This is a genomic window from Kribbella sp. NPDC056861 (genome assembly GCF_040687575.1).
Lineage (GTDB): Bacteria > Actinomycetota > Actinomycetes > Propionibacteriales > Kribbellaceae > Kribbella.
Genome location: NZ_JBFBNQ010000002.1, coordinates 292,165 through 316,313 on the forward strand (window position 1 = coordinate 292,165; position 24,149 = coordinate 316,313).

Annotated in this window: 23 protein-coding genes; 12 read left to right on the forward strand and 11 right to left on the reverse strand. The window is 67.8% G+C overall.

All coding sequences use genetic code 11. The features are described 5' to 3' along the window. Positions 1-18 precede the first annotated feature (18 nt). The 3 genes from AB0P21_RS08435 to AB0P21_RS08445 are packed head-to-tail and all read left to right on the forward strand — an operon-like array spanning position 19 to position 2,383. Complete coding sequence (locus AB0P21_RS08435) at positions 19-972, forward strand: glutamate-cysteine ligase family protein (RefSeq protein WP_363694871.1); 954 nt, start codon at positions 19-21, stop codon at positions 970-972. After that, positions 969-1,988, forward strand: a complete 1,020-nt coding sequence (locus AB0P21_RS08440) for a glutathione synthase (RefSeq protein ID WP_363694873.1) — start codon at positions 969-971, stop codon at positions 1,986-1,988. Before AB0P21_RS08435 ends, AB0P21_RS08440 begins: the two co-directional genes overlap by 4 nt. Further along, complete coding sequence (locus AB0P21_RS08445) at positions 1,985-2,383, forward strand: MAPEG family protein (protein ID WP_363694875.1); 399 nt, start codon at positions 1,985-1,987, stop codon at positions 2,381-2,383. The genes AB0P21_RS08440 and AB0P21_RS08445 overlap by 4 nt, the downstream gene beginning before the upstream one ends. Here the strand turns inward: AB0P21_RS08445 and AB0P21_RS08450 are convergent. The 6 genes from AB0P21_RS08450 to AB0P21_RS08475 all read right to left on the reverse strand — a co-directional run bounded on the left by AB0P21_RS08450 (position 2,376) and on the right by AB0P21_RS08475 (position 7,873). Further along, positions 2,376-3,368, reverse strand: coding sequence for a Gfo/Idh/MocA family oxidoreductase (locus AB0P21_RS08450; RefSeq protein WP_363694877.1), 993 nt, complete (start codon positions 3,366-3,368; stop codon positions 2,376-2,378). The two genes, AB0P21_RS08445 and AB0P21_RS08450, sit on opposite strands and share 8 nt — an antisense overlap. Continuing rightward, positions 3,368-4,363, reverse strand: a complete 996-nt coding sequence (locus AB0P21_RS08455) for a Gfo/Idh/MocA family oxidoreductase (RefSeq protein WP_363694879.1) — start codon at positions 4,361-4,363, stop codon at positions 3,368-3,370. Before AB0P21_RS08455 ends, AB0P21_RS08450 begins: the two co-directional genes overlap by 1 nt. Positions 4,364-4,471: 108 nt before the next feature. Further along, positions 4,472-5,422: a hypothetical protein gene (locus tag AB0P21_RS08460; RefSeq protein WP_363694881.1), complete on the reverse strand. Its 951-nt coding sequence runs from the start codon at positions 5,420-5,422 to the stop codon at positions 4,472-4,474. A gap of 10 nt (positions 5,423-5,432) precedes the next feature. Further along, on the reverse strand, positions 5,433-6,410 hold the full coding sequence (locus AB0P21_RS08465; RefSeq protein ID WP_363694883.1) for a hypothetical protein: 978 nt from the start codon (positions 6,408-6,410) through the stop codon (positions 5,433-5,435). Between the two features lie 108 nt (positions 6,411-6,518). Continuing rightward, positions 6,519-7,061 (reverse strand): hypothetical protein, encoded by a 543-nt coding sequence (locus AB0P21_RS08470; protein WP_363694884.1) that lies wholly within the window; start codon positions 7,059-7,061, stop codon positions 6,519-6,521. Positions 7,062-7,153: 92 nt separating this feature from the next. Beyond that, on the reverse strand, positions 7,154-7,873 hold the full coding sequence (locus AB0P21_RS08475; protein WP_363694885.1) for an alpha/beta hydrolase: 720 nt from the start codon (positions 7,871-7,873) through the stop codon (positions 7,154-7,156). Positions 7,874-7,966: 93 nt separating this feature from the next. Between AB0P21_RS08475 and AB0P21_RS08480 the strand changes: the two genes are divergently transcribed. Together AB0P21_RS08480 and AB0P21_RS08485 are read left to right on the forward strand one after the other, a co-directional pair. Then, complete coding sequence (locus tag AB0P21_RS08480; protein ID WP_363694886.1) at positions 7,967-8,536, forward strand: helix-turn-helix domain-containing protein; 570 nt, start codon at positions 7,967-7,969, stop codon at positions 8,534-8,536. A gap of 909 nt (positions 8,537-9,445) precedes the next feature. Then, complete coding sequence (locus AB0P21_RS08485) at positions 9,446-9,862, forward strand: STAS domain-containing protein (protein WP_363694888.1); 417 nt, start codon at positions 9,446-9,448, stop codon at positions 9,860-9,862. 178 nt (positions 9,863-10,040) lie between these two features. Here AB0P21_RS08485 and AB0P21_RS08490 read toward each other — a convergent pair whose 3' ends face one another. From AB0P21_RS08490 to AB0P21_RS08500, 3 genes are all read right to left on the reverse strand, one after another. Beyond that, positions 10,041-11,822, reverse strand: coding sequence for a Dyp-type peroxidase (locus AB0P21_RS08490; RefSeq protein ID WP_363694889.1), 1,782 nt, complete (start codon positions 11,820-11,822; stop codon positions 10,041-10,043). Next, the gene (locus AB0P21_RS08495; RefSeq protein ID WP_363694890.1) at positions 11,819-12,766 is read right to left on the reverse strand and encodes a hypothetical protein; all 948 of its coding nucleotides are present in this window, start codon (positions 12,764-12,766) and stop codon (positions 11,819-11,821) included. The genes AB0P21_RS08490 and AB0P21_RS08495 overlap by 4 nt, the downstream gene beginning before the upstream one ends. A gap of 118 nt (positions 12,767-12,884) precedes the next feature. Continuing rightward, positions 12,885-14,090 carry a carbohydrate-binding protein gene (locus tag AB0P21_RS08500; protein ID WP_363694892.1) on the reverse strand — a complete coding sequence of 402 codons (1,206 nt, stop codon included), beginning with the start codon at positions 14,088-14,090 and terminating at the stop codon, positions 12,885-12,887. A gap of 195 nt (positions 14,091-14,285) precedes the next feature. Between AB0P21_RS08500 and AB0P21_RS08505 the strand changes: the two genes are divergently transcribed. Continuing rightward, a complete protein-coding gene (locus AB0P21_RS08505) occupies positions 14,286-15,191 on the forward strand; it encodes a MurR/RpiR family transcriptional regulator (protein ID WP_363694894.1) in 906 nt (301 codons plus the stop codon). A gap of 70 nt (positions 15,192-15,261) precedes the next feature. Further along, the gene (locus AB0P21_RS08510; protein ID WP_363694895.1) at positions 15,262-15,450 is read left to right on the forward strand and encodes a hypothetical protein; all 189 of its coding nucleotides are present in this window, start codon (positions 15,262-15,264) and stop codon (positions 15,448-15,450) included. Between the two features lie 69 nt (positions 15,451-15,519). Here AB0P21_RS08510 and AB0P21_RS08515 read toward each other — a convergent pair whose 3' ends face one another. Beyond that, positions 15,520-16,734: a zeta toxin family protein gene (locus AB0P21_RS08515; protein WP_363694896.1), complete on the reverse strand. Its 1,215-nt coding sequence runs from the start codon at positions 16,732-16,734 to the stop codon at positions 15,520-15,522. A gap of 48 nt (positions 16,735-16,782) precedes the next feature. Beyond that, positions 16,783-17,676, reverse strand: a complete 894-nt coding sequence (locus tag AB0P21_RS08520; protein ID WP_363694898.1) for a LysR family transcriptional regulator — start codon at positions 17,674-17,676, stop codon at positions 16,783-16,785. Between the two features lie 66 nt (positions 17,677-17,742). Between AB0P21_RS08520 and AB0P21_RS08525 the strand changes: the two genes are divergently transcribed. The 5 genes from AB0P21_RS08525 to AB0P21_RS08545 all read left to right on the forward strand — a co-directional run bounded on the left by AB0P21_RS08525 (position 17,743) and on the right by AB0P21_RS08545 (position 24,138). Beyond that, entirely contained in the window at positions 17,743-18,531 is a 789-nt protein-coding gene (locus tag AB0P21_RS08525) for an inositol monophosphatase family protein (protein WP_363694899.1), read from the forward strand. A gap of 81 nt (positions 18,532-18,612) precedes the next feature. Next, a complete protein-coding gene (locus AB0P21_RS08530; protein ID WP_363694900.1) occupies positions 18,613-19,425 on the forward strand; it encodes an IclR family transcriptional regulator in 813 nt (270 codons plus the stop codon). An 89-nt stretch (positions 19,426-19,514) separates the two neighbouring features. Further along, entirely contained in the window at positions 19,515-20,390 is an 876-nt protein-coding gene (locus AB0P21_RS08535) for an amidohydrolase family protein (RefSeq protein ID WP_363694901.1), read from the forward strand. Positions 20,391-20,435: 45 nt separating this feature from the next. Then, positions 20,436-21,386: a dihydrodipicolinate synthase family protein gene (locus tag AB0P21_RS08540; protein ID WP_363694902.1), complete on the forward strand. Its 951-nt coding sequence runs from the start codon at positions 20,436-20,438 to the stop codon at positions 21,384-21,386. A 28-nt stretch (positions 21,387-21,414) separates the two neighbouring features. Next, a complete protein-coding gene (locus AB0P21_RS08545; RefSeq protein WP_363694904.1) occupies positions 21,415-24,138 on the forward strand; it encodes a DUF4082 domain-containing protein in 2,724 nt (907 codons plus the stop codon). The last annotated feature ends 11 nt before the right edge of the window (positions 24,139-24,149 follow it).

Genomic DNA, 24,149 nt, shown 5'->3' on the forward strand with positions numbered 1-24,149 from the left:
ACAGTATCAGGAGGGCTCATGGACACCAAGGAGCTACGCCCGCTGGTCGCCGGCCTGTTCCCCCAGGCCCGCCACCGGACCACCCGGATCGCGATCGAGCAGGAGTTCCTGGTCGCCGACAGCACGACCGGAGCCGCCGTACCGATCGACCGAGTACGCCGGGCCGCCCGCTCCGCGCACGCTGCGCCGTACGTCGGTTTCGAACCCGGCGGCCAACTCGAGCTCAGCCTGCCGTGCGCCACGGATCCAGCAGCCGCACTCCACACCCTGACCGACGACCTCCAACAACACCTCGCCACAGCAGGAATCCGGATCGACGCGCTCCCCTGCGATCGACGCCCCGAGCACGAGGTCCCGTTGCAACTGACCACTCCCCGATACGTCGCCATGCATCGCCACTTCGACTCGATCGGCCCAGCCGGGCGCCGGATGATGCGCCGGACCGCGTCCACGCAGGTCTGCCTGGACTGGTGGCCGGGCCCGGCCGGTCTCGAGCAGTGGCGCGTACTCAATCTCGCCGGCCCGTTCCTGGCCGCGCTGTTCTCGAGGAGCTCCGGTTTCGACGGCCGGCTCACCACCTGGCTACGCGCCGACCCGGCTCGGACCGGCTTCGACGACCGACTGCTGCGCGGCGATCCGATCAACGCGTACGCCGAATTCGCCGCCGGCGCCGAGGTCTTCGTCACCGGCGGTCCGGCGGATCACCTGACCACACTCTTCCCGCCGGTTCGCCCACGCGGGACCTATCTCGAAGTCCGCTTCCTCGACGCCCAAGAGCCAACTGAAGTCGGCCACGTCGTGGCGGCTCTCGCAAACCTCATGTACGACGACGACCTGCGCCGCCGAACCTTGCGAGAACTCGAACCCGAACTCCCACTGCTGGCCGACCACTGGCAGGCAGCAGCGATGGGCGACCCCACCCCGGCCGACCGCGGCCGCCGATTCCTACCCGACTTGGAGCCAGTTGCATGAACGAGGTCCTCTTCGTCACCGATCCGCTGAGCGGGCTGCAGGCCGAGGTCGACGCCACCATCGGCCTGATGGCGGCGAGCCAGGATCTCGGTCTCGAGGTCTGGTCCTGCGAACCCGCCGACCTCATTGTTGCCAATGGCAAGCTGCTGGCCCGGGCCCGCCGGCTTGAGCTCCGGCCGCGCCACCCGTCCGGTTTCGACCATCGCTGGATTGTTGATCCGGTCTGGTTCGACCTGGTCGAGACCACTGTCGTCGAGGTCGCCCGCTTCGACCTGGTCCAACTGCGCATCGATCCGCCGGTCGACGAGCGCTATCTACACACGACTTATCTGCTGGACCTGGCTGGCACTCGGGTGGTCAACCACCCCGAGGGGATCCGCGCGCTGCACGAGAAGCTCATCGCGCTCCGCTTCCCTGAGCTCTGCCCACCGACGTACGTGGGCGCCGAGCTCGCCGGACTGCGCGAGTTCGTCGCAGCCGTCGGTACTGCGGTCGTCAAACCCGTCGACGGGTTCGCCGGTCTCGATGTCTGGCTGGTCGGCAACGACCATGCCGCACTCTCGCTGCTGGAGTCAGCTACTCAGGGTGGGCGTCGCCAGGTGATCGCCCAGCAGTACCTTCCAGCAGTTGAACACGGCAACAAACGGCTGTTCCTGCTCGACGGCGACCTCTTTGGCGCCGTACTCCGTCGCCCGTGCGCCGACGACTTCCGGATCGGCCCGCCGATCGCTCCCGCCGAGATCGACGGCGATGACCGCGCGATCGTCGCCGCGCTGCGCCCTCACCTGCGTCGGCGCGGCATCGCGTTGGCCGGGCTGGACGTGATCGGTGGCCGGCTGATCGAGGTCAACGTGACGTGCCCGGGCGGCATGCACAAGACCGACGCGCTGCTCGGCACCGATCTCAGCCACACCATCGTCCGCCATCTCCTCGCCTCAACCTCAGTCCCCGCCCCAACCCCAGTGTCAGCCGAAAAGCCAACCTCAGTTCGTCAGCCCGAAGGAGTCCTCACATGAGCACCATCACGATCGTCTGCATCGCGCTGCTGGGCGTGCTGCTGTTCCTGCTCGGCGCCAACGTCACCCGGCACCGCGCGATCCGCGGCGCGAACGGCGGCGACCAGGCCTCGACCGACCCCGCCGACCGGCTGCTGATCGCGGTCCGCGCGCACGGCAACGCAGCGGAGTACATCCCGACCATGATCGTTCTGCTGCTGGTCTGCTCCGCACTGTCCGACAGCTGGTGGGTCGACGCGCTGGCGATCGCCGCGTTCGCAGTACGGGCCCTGCACGCCGTCGGCATGTTGACTGCCAAGACGCTCGCCGCGCACGGCCCGCTCCGCGACATGGGTGCCCTCGGCACCTATCTGGTCGGCATCACCCTCGGGGTCTCGGCCATCGTGTTCATCTGATCGGCGCGATCGTGTTCGACCGGGCGCCTTCGTAGGCGGCCAGCAGGATGCCCAGGACGGCGATACCTTCCTCCTCGGTGTGCAGCGGCCGGGTCTTGCCGTGCAGCGAGTCGGCGAAGTGCCCGATCTCGGCGACGAAGGTGTCGACCGGCTCCAGCTCGACCGTCTCCGTCTCACCAGAACGGAGCTGGGTGGTCAGCGAATTGCCGTCACTGCGCAGCGATCCCAGCTCCCCGACCACCGAGAACCGCTCGGTGTTCGGGGCCGGCTGGTAGGCCCAGCTGGTCACCAGCTGCCCGACCACACCGTTGTCGAACCTGATCAGCACCTGGGCGGAATCCTCGCCCTCCATGAACTTCAGCCGATGCGTCGACAGCATTGCGGTCGCCTCGACCGGCAGCCCGCCGGCCAGATGCAGCAGCAGGTACGTCGGGTGGTAGCCGGTGTCGATCAGCTCGCCACCACCACTGGTCTTGCTGCTCGCCCGCCAGCCCATGTTCGCCGGATCGAAGTTGTTGTAGAAGCTGTCGGTGGTCCGTACCTCGTACACCGTGCCGATCGTCCCGGCGTCCAGCAACTCCTTCGCCTTGGCCACGGCCGGCATGAACAACTGGTTGTGCGCACACATCAGCGTCACGCCGGCGGCCGTCACTGCCGCACGTACATCCGCGGCCTCCTCCGCTGTCAGACAGAGCGGCTTCTCGCAGAGAATGTGCTTGCCTGCTTGGGCTGCGGCGACGATCGCGTCCCGGTGCAGGTGATGCGGCAGACAGATGTCGACGGCATCCAGCTCCTCGTTCTCGAGCATCTGCAGATAGTCCGTGTACGGCGTCGCGCCCAGCTCGGCGCCGCGGTCGGCAGCCGCCTTCTCCACCGCGTCGGCGACAGCGGTGATGCCGATCTTGTCGGCGTGCGCGAGATAACCCTTGATGTGCGCCGAGGCGATCCCGCCGCCTCCGATGAGCCCGACCTTGAGCTGTGCCATCAGCCGATCTCCTTCCCTTCGTACGCGACGACTTGACCCGTGGCCGCGGACTCGTTGGCGGCGACAACCAACCGGGTCAGCTCGACCGCGCGGGCGAGATTGTCATCTGCTCGGGTGTCGTTGGTGATGTGGTCGACCCACTGGCCGAACGGATCCAAGCTGTGGTCCGGTACGGGCAACTGCTTGCCCGAGACCCGCAGTACGTTGCCTTCGTCGGTGTAGCTGAGACTGCCGTTCGTACCGAAGACCTCGATGGTGAAGGGATTCGGGCTGGCGAACCCGGCCTCGATCACGCCGATCCGCTGGTCGGGATAGCCGACGGTCACCACGGCGTTGTCCTCCAGCCCACGCCCGGCCACCGACCGGTACGTCGCGTTGAGCGTCTCGGGCGCGGCGCCGAGGAACAGTTGCAGCAGGTAGATCGGGTGGCAGCCGAGGTCGGTGAGCGCTCCCCCGATCGCCGCCTTCGGATCGAAGAACCGCTGCGGCAGCCAGCCCTCCTTGCCATCGCGCGGAATGGCGCCATCGTGGGACAGCCGGACCCTGCCGTAGGTGAGCTCGCCCAGCTCACCACTCGCGATCACGTCGCGGATCGCCTGCGTGTAACCGTGTGCGAGCCGGGGAAGCGACACCACCAGCTTGACGTTGTTGGCGTCGGCCGCCGCGATGATCTCCTCGGCCTCGGCGACCGTCGGCGCGAGCACCTTCTCGGTGAAGATGTGCTTGCCCGCCTGGGCCGCCTTCACCATGATGTCGCGGTGCACGTCGGTGCCGGTCGTGATGGTGACGGCGTCGAGATCGTCGCGCGCCAGCAGCGCGTCCAGATCGTCGGTGTACTCGACGCCGAAGTGCTCGGCCCCCGGTTGCCCGAGCGCCGGGTCGTCGTCCCAGACGGCGACCAGTTCGGTACCGGGATGCTCTACTGCCTGCTTTGCGTAGTCTTTCGCGTGAACGTGCCAGAAACCCAGGACTGCGACCTTGAGCGGTGTGGACACCGGCTACTCCTAGCGGAATCGGTTGCGCGATCCTGCTTCACGTTACAACGTTGGAAGCCGCTCGTCAGCCCCTAGCGGCGATCGCTTTCCAGGCGGCTACCCCGCTTTTCACTCCCCGTTCGGCGGCGGGTTGACGCCCAGCCCGCTGACCCAGCCGAAGTTGACCGGGTCCGGGAACGAGTCGTTGCCGATCCAGCCGAGGTCGTTGATCACCGTCGCCATCCCGTTCGCCCGGCCGACCGCGAAGAGTTTGCCGTTGCGCGCGTTCCGGTCGATCGCGAGCAGCAGCGTGCCGTACTGGCCGCAGCGCTGGGCGATCAGGTCGATGTACGACTGCCAGCCGTTCTGCGGCGCCGAGATCTGCTTCACGACCGGCTTCATCGTCGCATCGGTCGGCAGGTGGACCGTGTAGAGCGACCCACCTTTGGTGGTGGCGACGAAGGTCTCGTAGGTCCGGGTCTGACTGATCAACGCCATCGTGCGGACCGACGCGAAGCCCGGCGCGCTGACCGGCTTGGTCCACGCGTCCCCCGACACCGTCCAGCGGAACAGCGTGCCGTCGGAGCGCAGCGCGTACTGATTGATCCGCCGGTACGCCGTCGGCGCGGTCGATTCGTAGTACCGCGCGGTCTCGAACTCGGTGAACGCGTTCCAGCCGCCGCCGACCCGCTTCTTCAGCAGCGTGCCGGGGACGAGCTTGCGTTCCTGGTCGGCCGCGTAGCCGATCTCGTACATCGAGTCGCCGCTCACCGCCCAGCCGGAGAACAGCGTGCCGGAGTCGACCGGCTCGGCCAGCATCGCGCCGCTCAGCCGGGTCTGCGGGAAGGCGCCGGTCGCGCCGGTGATCTCGAAGATCTTGCTGGGCGGCTTGGTCGCCTGGAAGTCCCGCTGAAGGTGGTCGCCACCGGCGGTGAAGGACATCGTGTACGCCGCACAGGCAGCCGCCGCCTGCTGCCCGGTGGTAGGCGCTGCAACTGCTGAACCTGCCAGACCAGAGATCAATGCGGTGCCGGCGGCAACGGAAAGCAGCCGATGGAGCCAAGGGTTCTTGCGCGTCATCTTCATTCCTCTACTCGCCGGCGAGCGGCTGGGTCATCCACGGGCGTGCGGTCAACCGGAAGTTCGCCTCATCACCTGGGTTGCTGATCTTGCCGAGGTACTGCATCACCGTCGTGCTGCCCGACGCGTGCCCCACGGCGTACACGCTGCCCGACTTGGTCTCCTTGTCGACAGCCAGCAGCAGAGTCCCCGCCGAGCCACACCGCTCCGCGACCAGAGTCTCGAAGTTCTGCCAACCCGACGCCCGCACCAGCGTCACCACCGGCTTCATCGGAGAACCGAGCGGGATGCGAACCGTATAGAGCGCACCCCCGCGGGTGCTGCCGAGGAAGGTGTCGTAGGTCCGCGTCTGGCTGATCAACGCCATCGTCCGGAACGACGCATAACCAGGCGCCGCTCCCGTCTGGGTCAGCCGCCAGTTGTGCTCGTCCATTGCCCAGCGCATCAGCATGCCGTCGGCCCGCAGCGCGTATTGGTTGGTGCGCGCATAGAGCGGGCTGACGCCCTCGCGGTACCGCGACGTCTCGAAGTACCGGAAATCGCCGTGCACCAGGTCGGTGGTCACCCCGCTGTCCACCAAGTTGCCCTTGGCATCGACTTTGTACCAGGTGTGCAGGATGTCGTTGCCCTGCGTCTGCCACGCCTCCCTGGTCTCGCCGCCGCCCGGACTGATCGGCTCGACTGTCATCGACCCGGCGGACCGTAGTACGAGGGACTTGTCGAAGACCTGCGGCCCGACCTTCGGCGCCGAGGCCGTCGGTGGTGTCGTGGCGGTCACGAGCTGATCGCTGACCCGTCCGTCGGCCCGGATCGCACCCAGCGACATCGTGCACGCGGCGGTCGTCGCATTCTTCACGGTCATCGCGGTCTGTGAGCTCGTCGCGGTCTGCGCGGTCGTCGCGCCGTTGGCCGATCCCGGCACCACGATCGCGGTCGCCAGTACGACGCCGGCCGTCGCCGCTCGCCAGCTTCTCTGTTTGCCGTACACCTTCACCCCAGTCGTGAGACAGCATCACTACTGGTCATGATGCGCCGATCAGCGGGAAAGTTGCCGGAGCGGACCCTCCGGCCCGGTGTTCCGTCCGTGGCGGCAGTACTAGAAGCACTTCCCCGGGCGAAGAGTGGTCTCCGGGCCTACCTCATAGGCATAGCGGCGAAGCCCTGCGCGGTACTCGACGCGGACGCCGGTCAGGTAGCCCTCACCGAGAACATCGCCTCGCTGCAGATGAACGACCAGCGCCCTCCCCTTCGACTTCGCGGGAACCGTGGCGTCGACCGCCAGGTTCGGTTGCCCCGCCTCGCGGTCCCAGGGTCCGTTGCCGTATGCCCAGCCGGCCTTGGTGTTCGACTTCTCCCTGAGCTGCTCCGGCAGCAGCAGCGCGCCGGCGTCCTCCACCCCTCTGGCGCCGATCAACGAGACGCCGGTGATCGTGACCGGCGACGACCCGTTGTTGTCGATCCGCACATAGCCGACGGTCACGTCCTTCGCCTCGCCGACCGGCAAACAGAGTTGGTTGCCAAGCCCGCTCTCGCCCAGCGGCCCGTCACCATGGCGCACCCCGTAGTACCAGCCGCCCGCTGCCACGACTCCCACCGACAACACTCCGGCCGCAACAGCCGCGATCAGACTCCGACGCACGTTTCCCCCAGGCTCGATACCTCAACGCTAGTGCCCGCCGGGGCCGCAGGCGTGCGCCACGGGATTGCAACAACCTGCAACTCGCCGGTGACCTATCCCAGCTTGAGCAGCAACTCCGAGAGCTCGACCGGCATGGTGATCATGCAGTCGTGTCCTGTCGGCAGCTCCCACACCTGCGCCGGAGTACCGTTCGGCTGCGTCGGCGGTACCGGTCGCCGCGAGTACCCCTCCGGCAAGCCGACGACACAGTGGATGTGCGTCCGCGGAACCGCGTCCGCCGCCCGGTTGTCCAACCGAACCGGTTGCTGAAGGCACCGAACCGACTGCTCCGACAGCCTCCCGCGCAACCAGGCGATGTCCGCCGAATCGGTGACACCGAAGACATTGCCCTCTGCCTGTGGAGGCGGCGGGATCCGCCAATCACTTCCTGCCCCGGCGGCGGCATCGATCAACAACTGCGTCACAGGCATCACGTCGACCGCAGTCTCACCATCCTCCGGAACCATCGCGTCCAGATAGACCAACTCCGCGATCCGCCCCGGCACCTCATTGACCACACCCGATATGACGAGCCCTGCATAGCTGTGCCCAACCAGCACCACATCAGTGAGATCCTCCTCAACGATCACCCCGACGACATCAGCAACATGCGTGTCGAGCCCGACCTCAGGGCTGAGCAAGTCAGCCTTGTCCCCATGCCCGGTCAGCGACGGCGCAACCACTCGATGCCCCGCCGCCGTCAACAGCGGAACAACGCGATCCCAGCACCGACCGCTGTGCCAGGCGCCGTGGACCAGGACATAGGTAGCCATATTTCACCCCTGGATCTGTCATGATGGATAAACGGGACGCTGTCCCGAATCGAACATACGGGACACTGTCCCGTTTAGTAAAGGACGGTGCTCGTGAGCACGGAAGCGCGCAAGCCCAAACGGGCCGACGCCCAGCGCAACGAGGAGACCCTGCTCACGGCAGCCGCGACGGTATTCGTCGCCTCCGGGGTGGAAGCCCCGATCCGCGACATCGCCGCCGAGGCCGGCGTAGGCACAGCCACCATCTACCGCCACTTCCCAACCCGAGCCGACCTGATCCTCGCCGTCTACCGCCACCAGGTAGACGCCCTCGCCGAGGCAGGCCCGGCGCTGCTGGCCAACGGCGGAAGTCCGCATGCCGCGCTTGGCCGCTGGATCAGTCTCTTCGTCGACTTCCTGGTCACGAAGCACGGACTCGCCGGGGTGCTGCAGTCAGACGACCCGTGCTTCGACCCACTGCATTCGTACTTCCTCGACCACTTGCTGCCGGTCTGCTCGGCCCTACTGGAAGCTGCGGCGGCCGCTGGTGAGATCCGGGCTGATGTCGACGCGTACGAACTGATGCGCGGGGTCGGAGGCCTTTGCGCGGGAGGTGGCAATGCCCGCTACGACGCACGACGACTAGTGGAGATCTTGATCGCGGGTCTGCGGGAGACGGGGTGATGGTTGGGGCGGGCCTGCTGACAGGTGAGCGGGCGGGGAGTGCCACTCACGCCCGCCCGCCGACGGGCTCGTGGCGCTGGGCGCCACCTCGCTTGTGCCTGGATGCTGACGCCAGTAAGCCTGCGTTGCGGATCAGCCGATCTGCTTGGTGTGGTAGTGCCGGGGTGCTCATCCTCGTCCCCGGCGGGCTGGGCGCAGCCGATGCATCGCGGGTCCATCACCACGTCAAGCACCGACCACCCGGGCAGCCGATCCAACACCTCAACCACCCAACACATGCCTGCCCGCCACTACCTCAGCCATCCGTCACGCGGCTATTACGCGGCACCTCCGCACTCACCAAGCAGGCGACGCAGGAGCCGCCGCCACACGCGGCCAACCGCATCCCGAGTCCACCACCACGTCAAGCAGCCAGTACGCGAGCACCGCGCGACACCCTCCGCCTTCACCAAGCAGGCGACACAGGAGCCGGCGCAGCACGCGACCAACCGCATCGCGAGTCCATCACCGCGTCAAGCACCCAACACGCGATCAACCGCACCACCAGCCCAACCACCCGTCACGCGACCACCGCGCCACACCCTCCGCCTCCACCAAGCAGGCGACGCAGGAACCGGCGCCGCACACACCAGCCACCCCTCACGCGCTCGCTACGCCACACCTCACACGAACCAAGCAGGCGACGCAGGAGCCGGCGCCCAGGGTGGGCGGGAGCCAGCGAACGCCGACGCGACGAAGGAGCAGAGAGCGGAGCAGGTGCGGGGAAAAAACCATCCCGATCCGCAAACGATGACATCACCGTAGGTCGCGCTTGTTGATCAAGCACGGACAACGGTGGTATCTCTAAGCACGGCCGAGTGGTTCTGCAAGCAGCCGCGGATCGGTCCGTACTCTCGGGGAGACGCCGTCGTGTTCGACGATGGAGACGAAACAAGCATCCACACCCACGACGCCGGCAGTTACCTGACGGTAGAGGTGGTCGGCGATCTGGCGACGGCAGGTGCAGCGGCGCTGACCGCGGAGTTCAAGGCTGTACTCGGTCCACGTCCGGTACTAGTCGACCTCAGCAAAGTCGGCTTCCTAGACTCCACCGGACTCGGTGTCTTGGTCGGCGCGCACCGCGAGGCAGCGACCCTCGGCGGAGCCCTGCTGCTGGTCGCTGCCGGCCCGCGACTCGAGAAGATCTTCAAGATCACCAAGCTGCACAAGATGTTCGCCTTGTACGAGACGATGGACGACGCCGTCGCGAGCCTCGCATCCCCACTCCAGGTCGAAGACGCCCCGGTGGAGTCCGTCGTCCCCGGCTTCGAACCAGCGCTCCACTAGCTCAGAATCGATCGGCAGCCGACGGTCATCCAGTCCCGCACCATCGCAGACCTCCCAGCCCAGATGGAGTTGGCCCGCCCCGCGAGGCGCTGCCGCGACGCAAACTTCAGCAGTCCTCGCCCCAGATCACCCGCATCGCAAAGCGCGCGGAAACCACAGCGCGCGTCGCGGGCGGTCTTCACTCAGCGGCGAGGACACCGCTGAGTGCCGAGATGGGTGGCGCGAAGAAGTAGCCGCCGCCAGTCGGAGTGACGAGATCCTTGGGCAGCTCGATCGTCGTCGTTGAGCCATCATCAGCCGGCAGGTCGACCGTACGACGACGCTCACCCCGCACATCCCGCTGACCGATGATCGGGTCGACCCCACCGACATGAGGCTGCACCGGCGAGTTCGCCCACCTCCGCGTGACGAACTCGAACTGGTCCTCGATCGACCCCATGTACGCCGCGAACAACAATCCCCGCTCAGCGTTCACCAACTCATCAGACGGCTCGGCAACACCCGCGAGCGGTTCGCCGTACGGGATGCCGCGCCGCAGCATCAGCCGCAGGAAGGTATCAGCGGGCGCACCGAAGTCCGTGCCGCTGTCCCGCGGATTCACCTTGCGGATATGCCCGGCAAACGGACACACCTGACCAAGCAAATCCTCAGTAGCCGGCCGATGCTCGTCCCCCGGATACCCAGGCAGATCAACCAGCACCGAGGGCCGAGTGTCGTCATCGAAAAGGAAATGATTGTTGGCGAACTCATCACCAGCAAGCGCGGCATCATCCGCGTCAGGCGAGCGCAGCAGCGGTGCGCCGCTCGGCCAGCGGCCGACGAGCATCGACGCCAACCTCACCGGAGTCGTCCCCATCGCAGAGGCAGCACTCGCCGCCATTTCCCAGAAGCCGGCGACATCCTGGTCGAGCCGTCGGCACACCAGGTACGAGCCGCGCCGCGCCCACTCAGGAAACGCGGTGGAGGCCGGGGCCGGGATCGCCGGGTCCTGATGATGTTGCCGGGGCTCGCCGAGCAGGAACTGTCCGGGCCACACCAGCGGCTGGCCGGGCTTGGCGAAGAGGTCGGCATGCGGATCGTCCGCGTCAAGGAAGCGCGGCGTCAGGTGGTCGTCCGGCGAGGTCGCGCGCCGGCCGCGCACGCCTGGCTGCGAGATGCCGTCCTTGAACCCGAAGTGCTCGTGACCCTGCAGGTTCCCAGGGAGCGTGTCGCCGCGTTGGCCGTGCAGCAGCGTGATGCCTTGCGCGCCGGCCTCCTCCAGGATCTCCTCGACCGCGGTGTCCAGGTCCTTGATGTTGTCGGCGGCAACGATCACCAACGCGTCGGCTTCGTTGTCCGGTCCGCCTACGACCCAGTTGGCGCGGTGACCGCGCTGCGCGGGATCCGTCGGATCGCCCAGGTACGTCGATCGCTCGGCCAGGCCTTGCCGGAAGCTCTCTTCACCGAAGGCCTGCGCATCGGCATCCCCGGCCAGCGCCGCGATCGCCCGGAAGGAAAACGCGACCGCGGTCCAGGTCGCGCTCAGTCCGGGTTCGCGCACACCGAGCCGCAGCCGCAGCGCGCGGAACTCCCGCCGGAAATCCAGTACTTCGTCCATCGCGGTGATCCGGGGCGCCAGCCAGCCGACCCACTCGCGAGCGTCCTCGATCTCGTCGAAGCGCAGGAACAGGAACTGCTGATGATCCTTGTTGAAACCAGGGACGATGTTGCCCTGGACATCAGCCGCAGCCTCGGCGTCGTAGACAGGCTCGTCCGGCAACACCTTCGGGGCCCGCCCACCGCGAGTCGCTTCGGGGACCAAGCCCTCAGCGCCAATCGTTGCCGAAGCCGCCCGGCCGAGACGGGCCGCAGTACCGCCCGGCGCGGCGCCACCACTGCTCGGCGGCAGGTCGATCCCTGACAGCAACGCCGTCCGAGTTTCCGCAAGTGCGGCCAGTGCGGCCGCCGCGTCGCCTTTCACGAGGTACTCCGATCGATCACTCCATGAGCCGACATGATCACGTGCTCCGCGAGCTGCCCGCCGAAAGCAACAGGCCGCCCGCCGATCCGGATATCGCCAACCCGATACCCAGCAGCTGCCGGTACTTCGTAAACCACCCGCAACGCCGCACCTCGCTTGCCTCGGACAACAGTCCAGTGGTCCTCCACCGGATCACCAGCCAGATCGGTCCACCCCGAATCGTCCCAGTCGATCATCAGCGGGCCGGGCGGATCCTCGGTGGCGACGGCGTAGCCCTTCCGGTTGATCGACCAGAGATCGACGTTGATCCGGGCATCGGCGCCGGTCTCGCGGCCGTACGGCAACGCGTCGTAGCCGTCCAGCGCGGTACCGGTCTTCTCGACCTCCTGCGAGACCCCGAGCAGATCCTTCATCGAGTTGATCGGCATCACGTAGTGCACGATCCCGTCGGTGGTGTTCCAGCGGTTCAACGGGTTGTACTTGCCGTTGGCACCGAACAGGTCGCCGGCCCGGACCGCGGGATCGACCAGCTCCTGGTACAGCTCCACCACCCGGTCGCGGTCGACCGCGGCGAGCAACTTCCAGTACTCCGGTGTCTCGGTCGTGAAGGTCACCCGCACGATCACCCCGTCGGCGTCGCGGTCCACCCGCCATTCGAGGTACTCGATCTGGGTGGATCGCTGCTCCCCCGCGGCGAACGCGGCGGTGCGATCGTCGCGGTGCTTCATCAGCAGCGGTCGCGAGAAGCCGGTCCAGGTGTACGCGCGGGTCGCGGTGACATCGAGATCGCGCTCGCTCGGATCGACGTAGGCGCCGTCGCCGCTGAGCGAGGTCGACGGCGCGATCAGACGGTCGATCGTGGTGTGCCAGCGCTCGTACAACGGCGAGCCGACCGGTACGTCCTGGATCGACCCCGGCGTTGCGAACTTCCCCACCAAGCTCATGGGCCAGAACCCTATGCCACCTCGGTCACTCTCGGTAGGCCGCCGGTGGGCGACCGACTGCAACTTGTTGCAACCGGTCGCCCAGCGGAGATTCTCGGTTCAGCTGTCAGTGCTCAGCTCAGCTGCAAGGACCGAGGTCCTTCCACTGCGCGGTCAGTCCCGGCTCGGAGCCCTGGGTCCACCAGTTCGCCTGCCAGAGACGGCCGTTGTGCCTGCTGCGCTGACCTTCGAGATACACCGTCGACCAGGACCACGCGGGCGCCGACGAGCAGTTGGCGGGCGGAGTCGTCGGCGGCGTGGTCGGAGGAGTAGTGGGCGGGGTGGTCGGCGGCGTCGTGGGAGGCGTCGTCGGCGGAGTGCAGTTGCCTCCAGCAACAAGAGTGTCGCGGAAGGCGGTGTTCGCACCGCGCAGCGCGCCGACCCGGGAGACCGCGTCGGCCGGCGAGACGACCTCGTTCTTCGCGTAGTACGTCCAGTCCACCTGCTGCTGGTAGACGCTGGTGCCGTTGGTGTGCGCGGCCAGGTCGATGAACCAGAGGTTGTAGTTCAGCGTCATGTCCTGCCGCGGATAGACGGAGTTGCCTTTGTCGTCGACCGTGTGGTCGGCCCGCAGGATGCCGTCCACGTAGTACTTGACGTCCCCGTCGGCGACCTGCGTGACGAGATCGTGCCAGCCCGCCAAGGAGCTACGGGTGGCGGTCGTCGCTCGCAGCCCGTCCCAGGGTTCGGCCCGGTACGAGTACCAGCTCGTGTGGTAGTTGACCGACGTCGTCTCGCCCCACCCGCCGTTCGGCAGGTACTCCGAGAAGTCCAGCTCGCTGTAGAGCGGGTCGTAGTCGTACCGCAACGGCGTGATCGTGAAGGCCGTTTCGTTGATGTGGTCGCCGTCCGGCCCGCTGGCCGGCGCGTCGGTGAAATGCACCCGGGTCGCGTAGGTGCCGTCCCGGAACCGCTGCTGGGTCTGCCGCAGCTCGGAGTGCGTCGTACCGGCCGAAGTGCCGTCGGTGGAGGCCCGCAGTTGCGCGACCTGATCGCCGCCCGAGCTGAGGAACGAGATGTTGCTGGCCAGCCAGGAAGCACCCGGTACGCCGGGCCCGCCGGCGTCGCCGCGTGCGTTCCAGCCGTGCGCCTGGAAGGCGGCATCGCCGATCGAGTTGTAGTGGAAGTCGTCGAACAGGATGCCGCAGTCGGCGGCTGCCGACGAGGTGGCGGATGAGTTGGCGGTGGACGAGGTGGCGGTCCAGGTCGTGAGGGCAGCTGCTGCCGTCACGGCGGTGAGGATCGCGGCGGCCTTGCGAGCAGAGGCCTTCCGGGACGTGAGCATGACGAGATCGGCTCCTTCTGGGGGCGGGCCGCCGCCGCGAACGGCGACGGCGATCGAAAGGACGGCGCCGTGACTCCACGATGCTGGGCCGGGGCGGGCGTTGACAAGAGTTCGTGAGCGTCTTTTTCAAATTCCTGACACAAGACCCAGATTCATGAGAATTATTTTCAGCGGTTCAGGTGAGATGATCGGGCGATGGCCAGCTCCGATCCCCCGCCGCCGGCCGGCGTCCTGCGCTGGCTGAGCGAGTCGGGCGACGAACTGCACGGCGCGCTGAAGACGATCGCCGACTTCATCCTGACCGAGCCGGCCGCCGCTTCCCGGTTGACGATCGTCGAGCTGGCCGAGCGCACCGGCACCTCCCCCGGGACCGTGACCCGCTTCAGCCGCGCCTGCGGCCTCCACCGGTACGCCGACCTGCGGGTGGCGATCGCCGAGGAGGTCGGCCGGTCCGGCGCCAACCGGTGGAGCACCGACATCGGTCAGCAGCTCCATCCCGACGACTCGCTCGACCGGGTGATCGAGGTGCTGGTGTCGGCCAACACCCAGGCCTTGGTGGACACCGCGGAGCGGCTCGACCCCGAAGTACTGGACCAGGTCGCCGAGGCGATCGTGGGCGCGCGCCACTGCCACTTCTTCGGCGTCGGGACCAGCGCGATCACCGCCGAGGAGTTCGGCCTCCGGGTTCGCCGGATCGGTATCGCGTGCTGGACCTGGCCCGACGTCCACAGCGCGTTGATCGCGGCGAGCCAGGCCGACGAACGCGATGTCTTCGTCGGCATCTCGTTCTCCGGACACGTCGCTGAGACCGTCGAGGTGATCACCGCCGCGGCAGCACGCAGTACGACGACGGTCGTGATCACCCAGGATCGCGAGTCACCCTTGGCCCGTCGCGCCGACCTGTTGCTCACCACGGCTCCACCTGCAGGAAACCAACAGGCACAGGCGACCGCGGATCGCCATGCCCAGTTCCTGCTGGTCGACATCGTCTACGCGCGGATCGCGCAACTCACCCATCCGGCCGTCGTCGAAGTACTCGATCGCACCGCGTCGGCACTCGACGGCCATCGCCTCAACCGTCGGCCGCGCCGCAAAGCCTGACGCGAGGCCTTGTTCGGTCCCTGCCGACAGCAATAGCATCCGGCGTCACTACTGCTGAAGGGACGACGTGATGGCGTGGGGTAAGGGCAAGGCGAAGCAGGATCCGGAGAAGGGCGGCTGGCAGTCGGGCCGTCAGGCCAAGAAGGCCGCCGGGTCCGGTGGCGGACTGGTCGGCGACAAGGTGGTCGACCCCAAGGGCCGGGTGGTGCGGGACTTCTCCGGACGTCAACGCAAGCAGGGCAACGAGCACGGCGTCTAGCCGACAACGAGCACTGATCCGGCGCCGGTATTGGCACAGCCTGGCAACGGTGCCAGTCCGGAGCCGGCACTAGTCCGGTGCCGGTACTCCGGCGGTCGCGATGTGCAGCGTCACGGCGTCCGGATGGAGCTGCGGTCGCGCCAGGGCAGTGACTGCTCTGGCGCCATCGGTCGCCTCCTCGCGGATCCACGGGATCGGCGCCGACCGGCCACGCCGCTCGAAGGTCGCGACCGCTTCGAGGAACAGCCGCGACTCCAGCACCGTCCAAGGACGGGCTCGCTCGGCAGTGATCGCGTCGACGGTGGCAGGTCGGCGTTGCCACAACCCGTCGGCTGTCCGCTGATTGCCGTAGAGCAGCTCGCCGTTCGGACGCAGTACGGCGATCACTTCGACGGCCTGCTCGTGGTCGATCGTCGCCGCTGTTCGCAGTACGTCGTGGCGGGCTGGATCACTCAGCCGGCCGTAACCGTAGGCCTCCAGCGCACGAACATGCCGATCCAGTACGCCGAACCGGCTGATCGCCTCCGGCACGGCAACGATCGCCACCTCGACCTGGTACCCGGCGGCTCTGAACTGCCGCGCCGAGTGCTCGACGTCGTCCGCGTCCTGCAGCACCACATCAAAACGCTTCGAGCACGCGTACGCCGCAGCGCTCGCCGCCCAGCGCCGACCGGCACTCGCCAGCTCCCGCCCATCCGTCGGCTGGTCGCTCATCACTCGATGGAAGTCCGGGTGGTGCGGCAGATAGCGATCGGGCCCGACCACCACCGAGCCGCCGCGGCGGTCGAGGGCATCCTGGGCGAGCGCGGCGACCACCGCGCTGCCGTCACCAGGCTGACCGGCGACGATGACGACCACCGGCCGGAGCTGCGAGATCCCGGTCAGCTCGTCGGGGACGATCCGCTCGCGGAAGATCCGGTCGCTCTCCTCGTCGGACCAGACCCCCGGGCGCGCCGCAGCACCGTCAAGGAGGTCTTCGCCTACTACCGGCTGAGCCGCTGCCGGTTCGTCGTCGGGTTCGGCCAGCAGATCCTCGCCGTCCGAATGGATCGCGGCGATCTCGTCCAGATCCGCCGGCGCCAACTCGCGACGCCGTACCGCCCAGGCCTGCTGGGCCTTTCGCCACCCGGCGACCGCCGTCGACTCACCGGCGGCTTCGGCCTGCGCGATCAGCTCGGCATAGAACCCGATCGCCTGCCCGGCGCCTTCCATCGCAACCTCGTACGCGACTCCTTGCTCTGCGGACCCACCCGACAACCCCAACCCAGCCAGGACATTCACCACCCGGCGGACGATAGCGACTGCCCGCACCGAGCACCAGAGATTCCCGCTTTACGTTGGGTTGCTCAGCGCCGTGCGGGCGAGGTCGCGCAGCCAGAGGTGCGCGCGATCGGTGTCGTAGCGCTGATGCCACGACAGGTACACCGCGGCCGGCGGCAGCTCGAGAGGCAGCGGGAGCAGTACCAGGTCCTCGGCAGCTGAGCGCGCGGTGATTTCGGGCACCGTGACGAGCAGATCGGTACGGCGTACGAAGGCGAACGCGGCGGCCTCAGTGGCCGCGGCCGCCACCACGCGCCGGGTGAGCCCGAGCTTCGCGAGCGCATCGTCGAGCGGATTGGCGAGATTGCCGCGACGCGAAACGGTGATCTGGTCGGTTGCGGCGTACTGCTCGGCGGTGACGGTCTTGCGGCGGGCCAGCGGATGCCCCCGGCGTACGACGATGACGTGGCGCGTCTCGGCCACCTTCTCGGCCCGGACATCGGCCGCGCCTGCTGGGCTCGCATTAGCCTCCAGGTCGACCTCGCCGCGACGCAGCTCGGGGGTGTCGATGCTGGACTCCGCGATGAACCGCAACCGCACCCCGGGCGCCTGCTCGCGCACGGCCGCCAGCAACGCGGGACCCGCGACGGCGACCAGAGAATCGTGCCAGCGCAGGGTGAACGTCCGATCGAGCGTCGTCAGGTCGAGGTCGCGACTCGGCGCGAGGACACCCTGGACTTGCTGGACCAACTCGTGCACCTGCTCCCGGACGGCGATCGCGTACGGCGTTGGTGTCATCGTGCGGCCGGTGCGGACGAGGATCTGATCGCCTGTCGTCCGCCGGATCCGGCCAAGACTCCGGCTCATCGCGGGAGCGGTGACGTGCATGCGATCGGCCGCCGCCGTCACGCTGCCTTCTTCGAGCAGGGCGTCGAGCGCGGAGAGCAGGTTCAAATCCAGTTGCATGGGAGTCATTCTATCCTTGCCTAACATGCACTTGCCGTTAATCCACTCCCTGCTTACGGTCGAGCTATGACTCAGAACCTCGACCTGCTCGCCGAGACCGCTTCCGCCGTACGGGCTGCTGGATCGGCACTGCTGAAGCGCTTCGGCCAAGCAGTCCGCTACGAAACCCGCGAGGAGTTGATGGCCGCGCTGTCAGCGAACGATGCCGTGGCACTCGCCGTACTGCGCCCCCGGCTGACCGCACTGCGTCCGGAGGCCCGATGGGTGGAGGAGGAGCTCGAAGGCGGAGAGCTGCCGCCCGGCGAGTGGTGGGTCGTGGATCCGGTCGAGGGCAACATCAACTACCTGCGCGGCCTGCCGGAGTGGGCGGTCACCGCCACGCTGGTGCGCGACAACCAGGCGGTGCTGACCGCCGTCCATGTGCCGCTGACTGGCGAGACCTACACCGCTTTGGCGGGCGGGGGTGCTGCAGTCGACGGTCGGCCGTTGCAGGTCTCAGCGACTGCGCGTTTGGGCCTCAGTCTGGCGGCGACCAGCTACGCCCGGCCGGACGAAGAGGAATCGGTCGTGCAGCGGATCGGCGCTTCGACCACCGCGATGATCCGCGATGCGCTGGTGGTGCGCACGTCGGTACCGGCGACGCTGCACTTGGTGAACCTGGCTGCCGGACGACTCGATGTCTATTGGCAGCTGGCCAGTGCGCGTGCTGATTTGCTGCCGGGTGCGTTGCTGGTGGCGGAGGCCGGCGGGACGATCTCTGATGTGGACGGGCGGGGATGGACGCCGGTCAGCGAGGGGTTCTTGGCGACGACGCCGAGGGTGCATGCCGAGGCTGTCGCGAGTCTTTCGCTTTGATTGCCTGGTGACGATGGGGAGCGGGGACTCCCCTGAGAGATAGGCTCGCCGGGCAAGCAAGGCGGCGAGTGAGGGAGTCAGATGGCAGGCAAGGAGACGGACGGCGATCGGCATCCGTCCCCGGCTGTCGCCAGGGCGTTGACCGTGCTGGAGACCCTGGTCGGATCCGACGAGGACCTGACCCTGACAGCTCTGGCCCGCGAGACGGGCATTCCGCTCGCCACCTGCGCCTCGATCGTCTACACCCTCGAGCAGCGCGACTACGCGACCCGCAAGATCGTCGGGCGCAGCCACTTCTGGCGGCCCACGCTGCGGCTCTACGGCCTCGCCACCCAGCTGATCCGCAAGGTCGATCTCTCCTCGGTCGCCACCCGGGAGATGCGTGACCTGGCCGAGCAGGTCGGGATGCCCGTGCATCTCGGCGTCCTCACCGGCGCCTCGATCGTGTACGTCGCGAAGGCCTCGCTGCCCGGCTTCATCCAGTTCGACACGTACCCCGGCAAGGTCGCGCCGTTCAACCTGACCGCGCTCGGCCGGGCCATCGCTGCCTATCTCCCGGACGACGAACTGCGACCGCTGCTCACCCAACTGGCCCCCGGCGAGGGCCCGAAGGGCGTACCGGCCAACGAGCAGGAGTTCGAGGCCGAGCTCGCACGCGTCCGCCGGCAAGGTTTCTCCACCGAGGACGAGGAAGAGCAGGCCGGTATCGCCTGTATCGCCGCGCCGATCTTCGACGCGAGCGGACATGTCACCGCCGCCGTCGGGCTGACCGGGTTCGCCAAGGACTTCGACACGTCGGCGACCAGCCGCACCGAGTCAGGGATCCGCGAGCTGGCCAAGCTGATCTCGCAGCGGCTCGGCGCCTCGGCGCCGTTACCCACCGACCTGGTCTAACTGTTTGCTCCCCGGCCCTTCCCTCTTCTATCATCACTATGTCGAAAGCATTTCTCATATATCGAAAATAGAACCCAGGGAGCGGCCGGGTGATCGTCGACGTCCACACGCACACGCCGACCCATCGCGACCCGGTGCCGGCCGACGAGCGCCTGACCTTCGGCACCTGGCGAACCGACCGGCCCGTCGTCACCACCAACTCCTGGGCCGAGTACGACGAAGCCAACGCCGCGGCCGACGTCACGATCGCGTTCAACATCGCTGTCGACGACCCGCTGGCAGCAGTCGGCATCCCCTCTCCGCCCGAGCGCTGCAACGACGCGACGGCAGAGTTCGTCAAGAACGATCCCACCCGGCGGATCGGCTTCTTCTCGGTCAACCCGCTCGACCCCAAAGCACTCGAAGAGGCGGACCGCAGCCGCGACCTCGGCCTGGTCGGCGTGAAGCTCGGCCCCAACTACCAGAACTTCGACCCGCTCGACCCGAAGGCCCTCGCCTTCTACCAGTACTGCGAACAGCACGGCCTCCCGATCCTCTTCCACGCCGGCGCCTCGCCGATCCGGCAGGCCCCGCTGCGCTACACCTTTCCCCTCGTCACCGACGAGATCGCCCTGCGCTTCCCGGAACTGCGCATCGTGATGGCGCACATGGGTCACCCCTGGGCGCGCGAGACAGTCATGACGATCCGCAAGCACCCACATGTCTACGCGGACGTCTCCTCGATCTACCTGCGTCCCTGGGTTCGCTACGAGTCGCTGATCACCGCGGTCGAGTGGGGCGCGACCCACAAACTGCTGCTCGGCTCCGACTTCCCGATCGCCACCACCGCCGAGGCCATCGCCGGCCTGCGCGACGTCAACTCGATGCTGGCCGGTACCGCGCTCCCCCGGGTGCCCGACGAGGCGATCGAGTCCGTCATCCACGCCGACGCGCTGACCGCCCTCGGCCTCTCCCTCCCGTCCTGACCCCGCCGTCCCGACGCCTGCCACCGAACCGGAGACCAGCCGCCCATGACCAGTCTCGAGCTCCGCACCGACGCTGATCCGTCCCTCCTGGTCCGAGGTGTGTCACCGGTTCTCGAGGTGCCGTTCACCGACGACGGCGCGGTCGACTACCCCGGCTTCACCACCCTGGTGCGGCACGTCCTCAGCACCGGCGTCACCAGTGTGATGTTCCCCGGCTTCGCCTCGGAGTTCCACAAACTCACCGAGACCGAGCGGCGCGGCCTGACCGGCATCCTGCTGGACCACACCGCCGACCGCGCGGACGTCGCGGCGATCATCGCGGTCCAGGACCACGCGACTCTGCTGGCTGTCGACCGCGCCCGCGAAGCAGTTGCCGCCGGCGCCGACCTGATCAACCTGCTGCCGCCACACTTCCTCAATCCCTCCCGGCCGAGTCTGGTGCAGCACATCGACGCAGTACTGAAGGCGATCGCGCCGGTCCCGATGGTGTTGCAGTACGCGCCGACCGAGACAGGCACCGCCCTTGACGCGCCGACCCTACGGCAGCTCGCCCTCGACAACCCCAACCTTCGCCTGGTGAAGGTCGAGTCCAGCCCACCCGGGCCCCTGATCGCCGAGCTCGCCGCGGCCGACCCGCCGCTCGCATCGGTCGAGGGGTACGCCGGCGTGCAACTCCCGGACGCCGTACGGCGGGGAGCGGTCGGCACTCAACCCGGCTGCTCGATGACCGAGGTCTACCAGGAGATCTGGCGCCGGCTGGACAGCGGCGACGAGCAGGGTGGTCGCGCGCTGCACCGAAGACTGTTGCCGTACATCTCCTACTGGATGCTCGACACCGAACGCATCATCGCCGCCGAGAAGCTGATCTCGGTCCGGCGCGGCTTCTTCGCCAGCGCCTACTGCCGGGAACCCGCGCACCGGCTGGATGCCGAAGAGCTCCGGATGATCGACCAGCTGCTGCTCGAGTTCGCCGATCTGCTCCGTGTTCTGCGCTGACCCTCCCGACCCGCCTTCAGGAGTTCGCATGCCCGAAATCGACCGCCGACGTTTCCTCACCCTGACAGGTGGTTCCGCCGTCGCCCTGAGCTGGGCGGTGACTGACCCGGTGCTCGCCGACGCCGCCCCGCAGCGCTCGGCCGCTCTCCCACCGCAGACGATTCCCGCCATCCGCCAATGGGTCGCCGGGACCGGCCAGTACCAGCTGCCCGCCACCCTCCGGATCCTGATCAGCGGGACGGCGTACCGCGGCACCGCCGACACCTTCGCCGAGGATCTGCGCAAGCTCACCAAGAAGACCGTCACCGTCGTGGTGCAGTCCAGCCCGGCGCCGGTCGCCGGCGACATCGTGCTGACCCAGGCCACCGTCGCGGGCGGCGCCGAGGCCTACGAGCTGGTGGTCTCGTCCTGGCTGGAGGTCCGCGGCCCGAAGTCCGGCGTCTTCTTCGGCACCCGGACCATCCTGCAATGGTTGCGGCAGGCAACGACGATCCCGGGCGGGACGGCCACCGACCACCCGAAGTACCCGGAGCGTGGTTTCCTGGTCGCCAACGCGCCGAAGCGCTACAGCACGACCTGGTGGCAGGGCCAGATCCAGGAGATGTCCTACCTGAAGCTGAACATGCTCTGGCTGTACGTCGGCTACGACACCACGCCGCTGCCGGAGATGAAGCAGATCGCCGAGTACGCGGCGAAGTACAACGTCACCGTCGTGCCGCAGTCGAACATGCCCGGGCACATGACCAAGCTGCTCGCCGCCCGGCCGGATCTCGGCCTGCCCAACCGGGCCGAGGCGCTGGACCTGAGCAAGCCGGCGGCGTACGACTTCGCCCGCGGCATCGTGTCGCCGCTGCTGCCGGAGTTCGACACGCCGTACTGGCATCTCGGCGCCGACGAGTACCTGGTGGACTTCGGCGGCGACTTCCCGGTCCGCTACGACCAGTACCCCCAGATCGGCAACTACGCGAAGCAGCGGTTCGGTCCGCAGGCCGTGCCGGCGGACGCGCTGTACGGGTTCGTCAACGACCTCAACCAGACCGTCCGCGCCAGCGGCAAGACACTGCGAATCTGGAACGACGGCCTCCTGACCAGCGGCACAGTGCCGGTCAACACGAACGTCGTCGTCGAGCACTGGGTGCACTGGCCCGGCCGCAAGACCCCGCAGCAACTACTTGCCAGCGGCTACAAACTGTCGAACTCCAACGGCGACTTCCTGTACCACGACCCGGGCCAACGCCGGCCGGATCCGCTCCGGATCTACCGGGACTTCAACCCCGGCGTCTTCAGCGGCAACCAGGTCGTCGCCCCGAACACTGCCGGCCTGCTCGGCGCGAAGCTCCACCTCTGGACGTTGCCCGACGTCGAGACCGAGGAGTACCAATCCGACCAGCTGCTGGAGCCGTTCCGCGCGCTGGCGCAGGTGCTCTGGGACTCGCCGAGACATGCCGCGACCTACGCCGAGTTCGAGCCGCTGATCGCCACCATCGGCCGGCCGCCGAACTTCCCGGCCGGCCGGCACTCGGTCTCGCCGGTCGACGGAGCCACGAGCGTCTGGCCGCACCGGCCGCTCAAGGTGCAGTTCTACGACGAGGTGGTGGCCTCCTCGGTCCAGCTCGCGGAGGGCGGTATCGAAGGCGGCACCCCGGGGCGGTTCGAGTACAACGACACCACCAACACCGCGACCTTTACGCCCACCAACCCGTGGCAGTACGGCAAGCAGTGCCAGGGCCGGCTGCTCGCGCGGGACTCGGCCGGCAACCAGATCCAGCGCACCTGGAGCTTCAAGATCGCGGACCGGCCGAGCCTGGCCTACCCGCGCTCACTGTGGCCGGACGAGGAAGGCCCCGCGGTCGAGCGGTACTCCGACGGCCGGCCGGTCGAGCTGGGCGTCAGGTTCCGGGTGGATCGCGGCGGTGTTGTGCAGGGCATCAAGTTCTACAAGTCCCCCAACGACTTCGGCCGGCACACCGGATCGCTGTGGACCGCCGGTGGCGAACTGCTCGCGACGGCGACCTTCGGCGAAGGCTCCGCGGCAGGCTGGCAACAGGTCAAGTTCTCCACGCCGGTCCGGGTGGTCGCCGGTACGACGTACGTCGCGTCCTACAACACCGCGGACGGCGTCTACGGCTTCAACTACGACTTCTTCGCCGGTCGCGGGATCGACAACGGCGTACTGCACGCGCTGCCGGACAGCAACGGCGTCTCGGCGTACGGCACCGGCGTCTTCCCGACCGAGGTCTACCGCAACACCAACTACTGGGCCGATGTGATCTTCCAGCCCGACACGTACTCGCTCTGGGACGTCAAGGACGCGCCGGTCTTCGGCGCGACCGAGCCCACGTCGCTCGAGCTCGGCGTCCGTTTCCACGCACAGAAGGCAGGCAAGGTGCACGGCATCAGGTTCTTCAAGGGCACGCACAACACCGGCACCCACGTCGGCTCGCTGTGGTCGGCCGGCGGCAGCAAGCTGGCCAGCGCGACCTTCGCCGGCGAATCGGCCTCCGGCTGGCAGGAGGTCTCGTTCGCGACCCCGGTGACGATCGCGGCGGGTGAGAACTTCATCGCGTCGTACAGTTCACCGACCGGCGCCTTCAGCGCCACCGAGAACGGCCTCGCGACGGTCCGGACCAACGGTGCCCTGAGCACCGACTCCGGTCCGAACGGACTCTTCGCGGTGGCCCAGGGCACCTTCCCGACGCAGTCCTACCAGGCCCGCAACTACTTCACCGACGTGGTCTTCTCAGAGGTATGACAAAGGAGTGA

Coding starts and splice junctions, on each gene's coding strand:
- AB0P21_RS08500 (WP_363694892.1), bottom strand. CDS start 14,090: ATGCTCACGTCCCGGAAGGCCTCTGCTCGCAAGGCCGCCGCGATCCTC.
- AB0P21_RS08530 (WP_363694900.1), top strand. CDS start 18,613: ATGGCAGGCAAGGAGACGGACGGCGATCGGCATCCGTCCCCGGCTGTC.
- AB0P21_RS08450 (WP_363694877.1), bottom strand. CDS start 3,368: ATGGCACAGCTCAAGGTCGGGCTCATCGGAGGCGGCGGGATCGCCTCG.
- AB0P21_RS08495 (WP_363694890.1), bottom strand. CDS start 12,766: ATGAGCTTGGTGGGGAAGTTCGCAACGCCGGGGTCGATCCAGGACGTA.
- AB0P21_RS08435 (WP_363694871.1), top strand. CDS start 19: ATGGACACCAAGGAGCTACGCCCGCTGGTCGCCGGCCTGTTCCCCCAG.
- AB0P21_RS08525 (WP_363694899.1), top strand. CDS start 17,743: ATGACTCAGAACCTCGACCTGCTCGCCGAGACCGCTTCCGCCGTACGG.
- AB0P21_RS08460 (WP_363694881.1), bottom strand. CDS start 5,422: ATGACGCGCAAGAACCCTTGGCTCCATCGGCTGCTTTCCGTTGCCGCC.
- AB0P21_RS08510 (WP_363694895.1), top strand. CDS start 15,262: ATGGCGTGGGGTAAGGGCAAGGCGAAGCAGGATCCGGAGAAGGGCGGC.
- AB0P21_RS08445 (WP_363694875.1), top strand. CDS start 1,985: ATGAGCACCATCACGATCGTCTGCATCGCGCTGCTGGGCGTGCTGCTG.
- AB0P21_RS08520 (WP_363694898.1), bottom strand. CDS start 17,676: ATGCAACTGGATTTGAACCTGCTCTCCGCGCTCGACGCCCTGCTCGAA.
- AB0P21_RS08440 (WP_363694873.1), top strand. CDS start 969: ATGAACGAGGTCCTCTTCGTCACCGATCCGCTGAGCGGGCTGCAGGCC.
- AB0P21_RS08545 (WP_363694904.1), top strand. CDS start 21,415: ATGCCCGAAATCGACCGCCGACGTTTCCTCACCCTGACAGGTGGTTCC.
- AB0P21_RS08475 (WP_363694885.1), bottom strand. CDS start 7,873: ATGGCTACCTATGTCCTGGTCCACGGCGCCTGGCACAGCGGTCGGTGC.
- AB0P21_RS08540 (WP_363694902.1), top strand. CDS start 20,436: ATGACCAGTCTCGAGCTCCGCACCGACGCTGATCCGTCCCTCCTGGTC.
- AB0P21_RS08505 (WP_363694894.1), top strand. CDS start 14,286: ATGGCCAGCTCCGATCCCCCGCCGCCGGCCGGCGTCCTGCGCTGGCTG.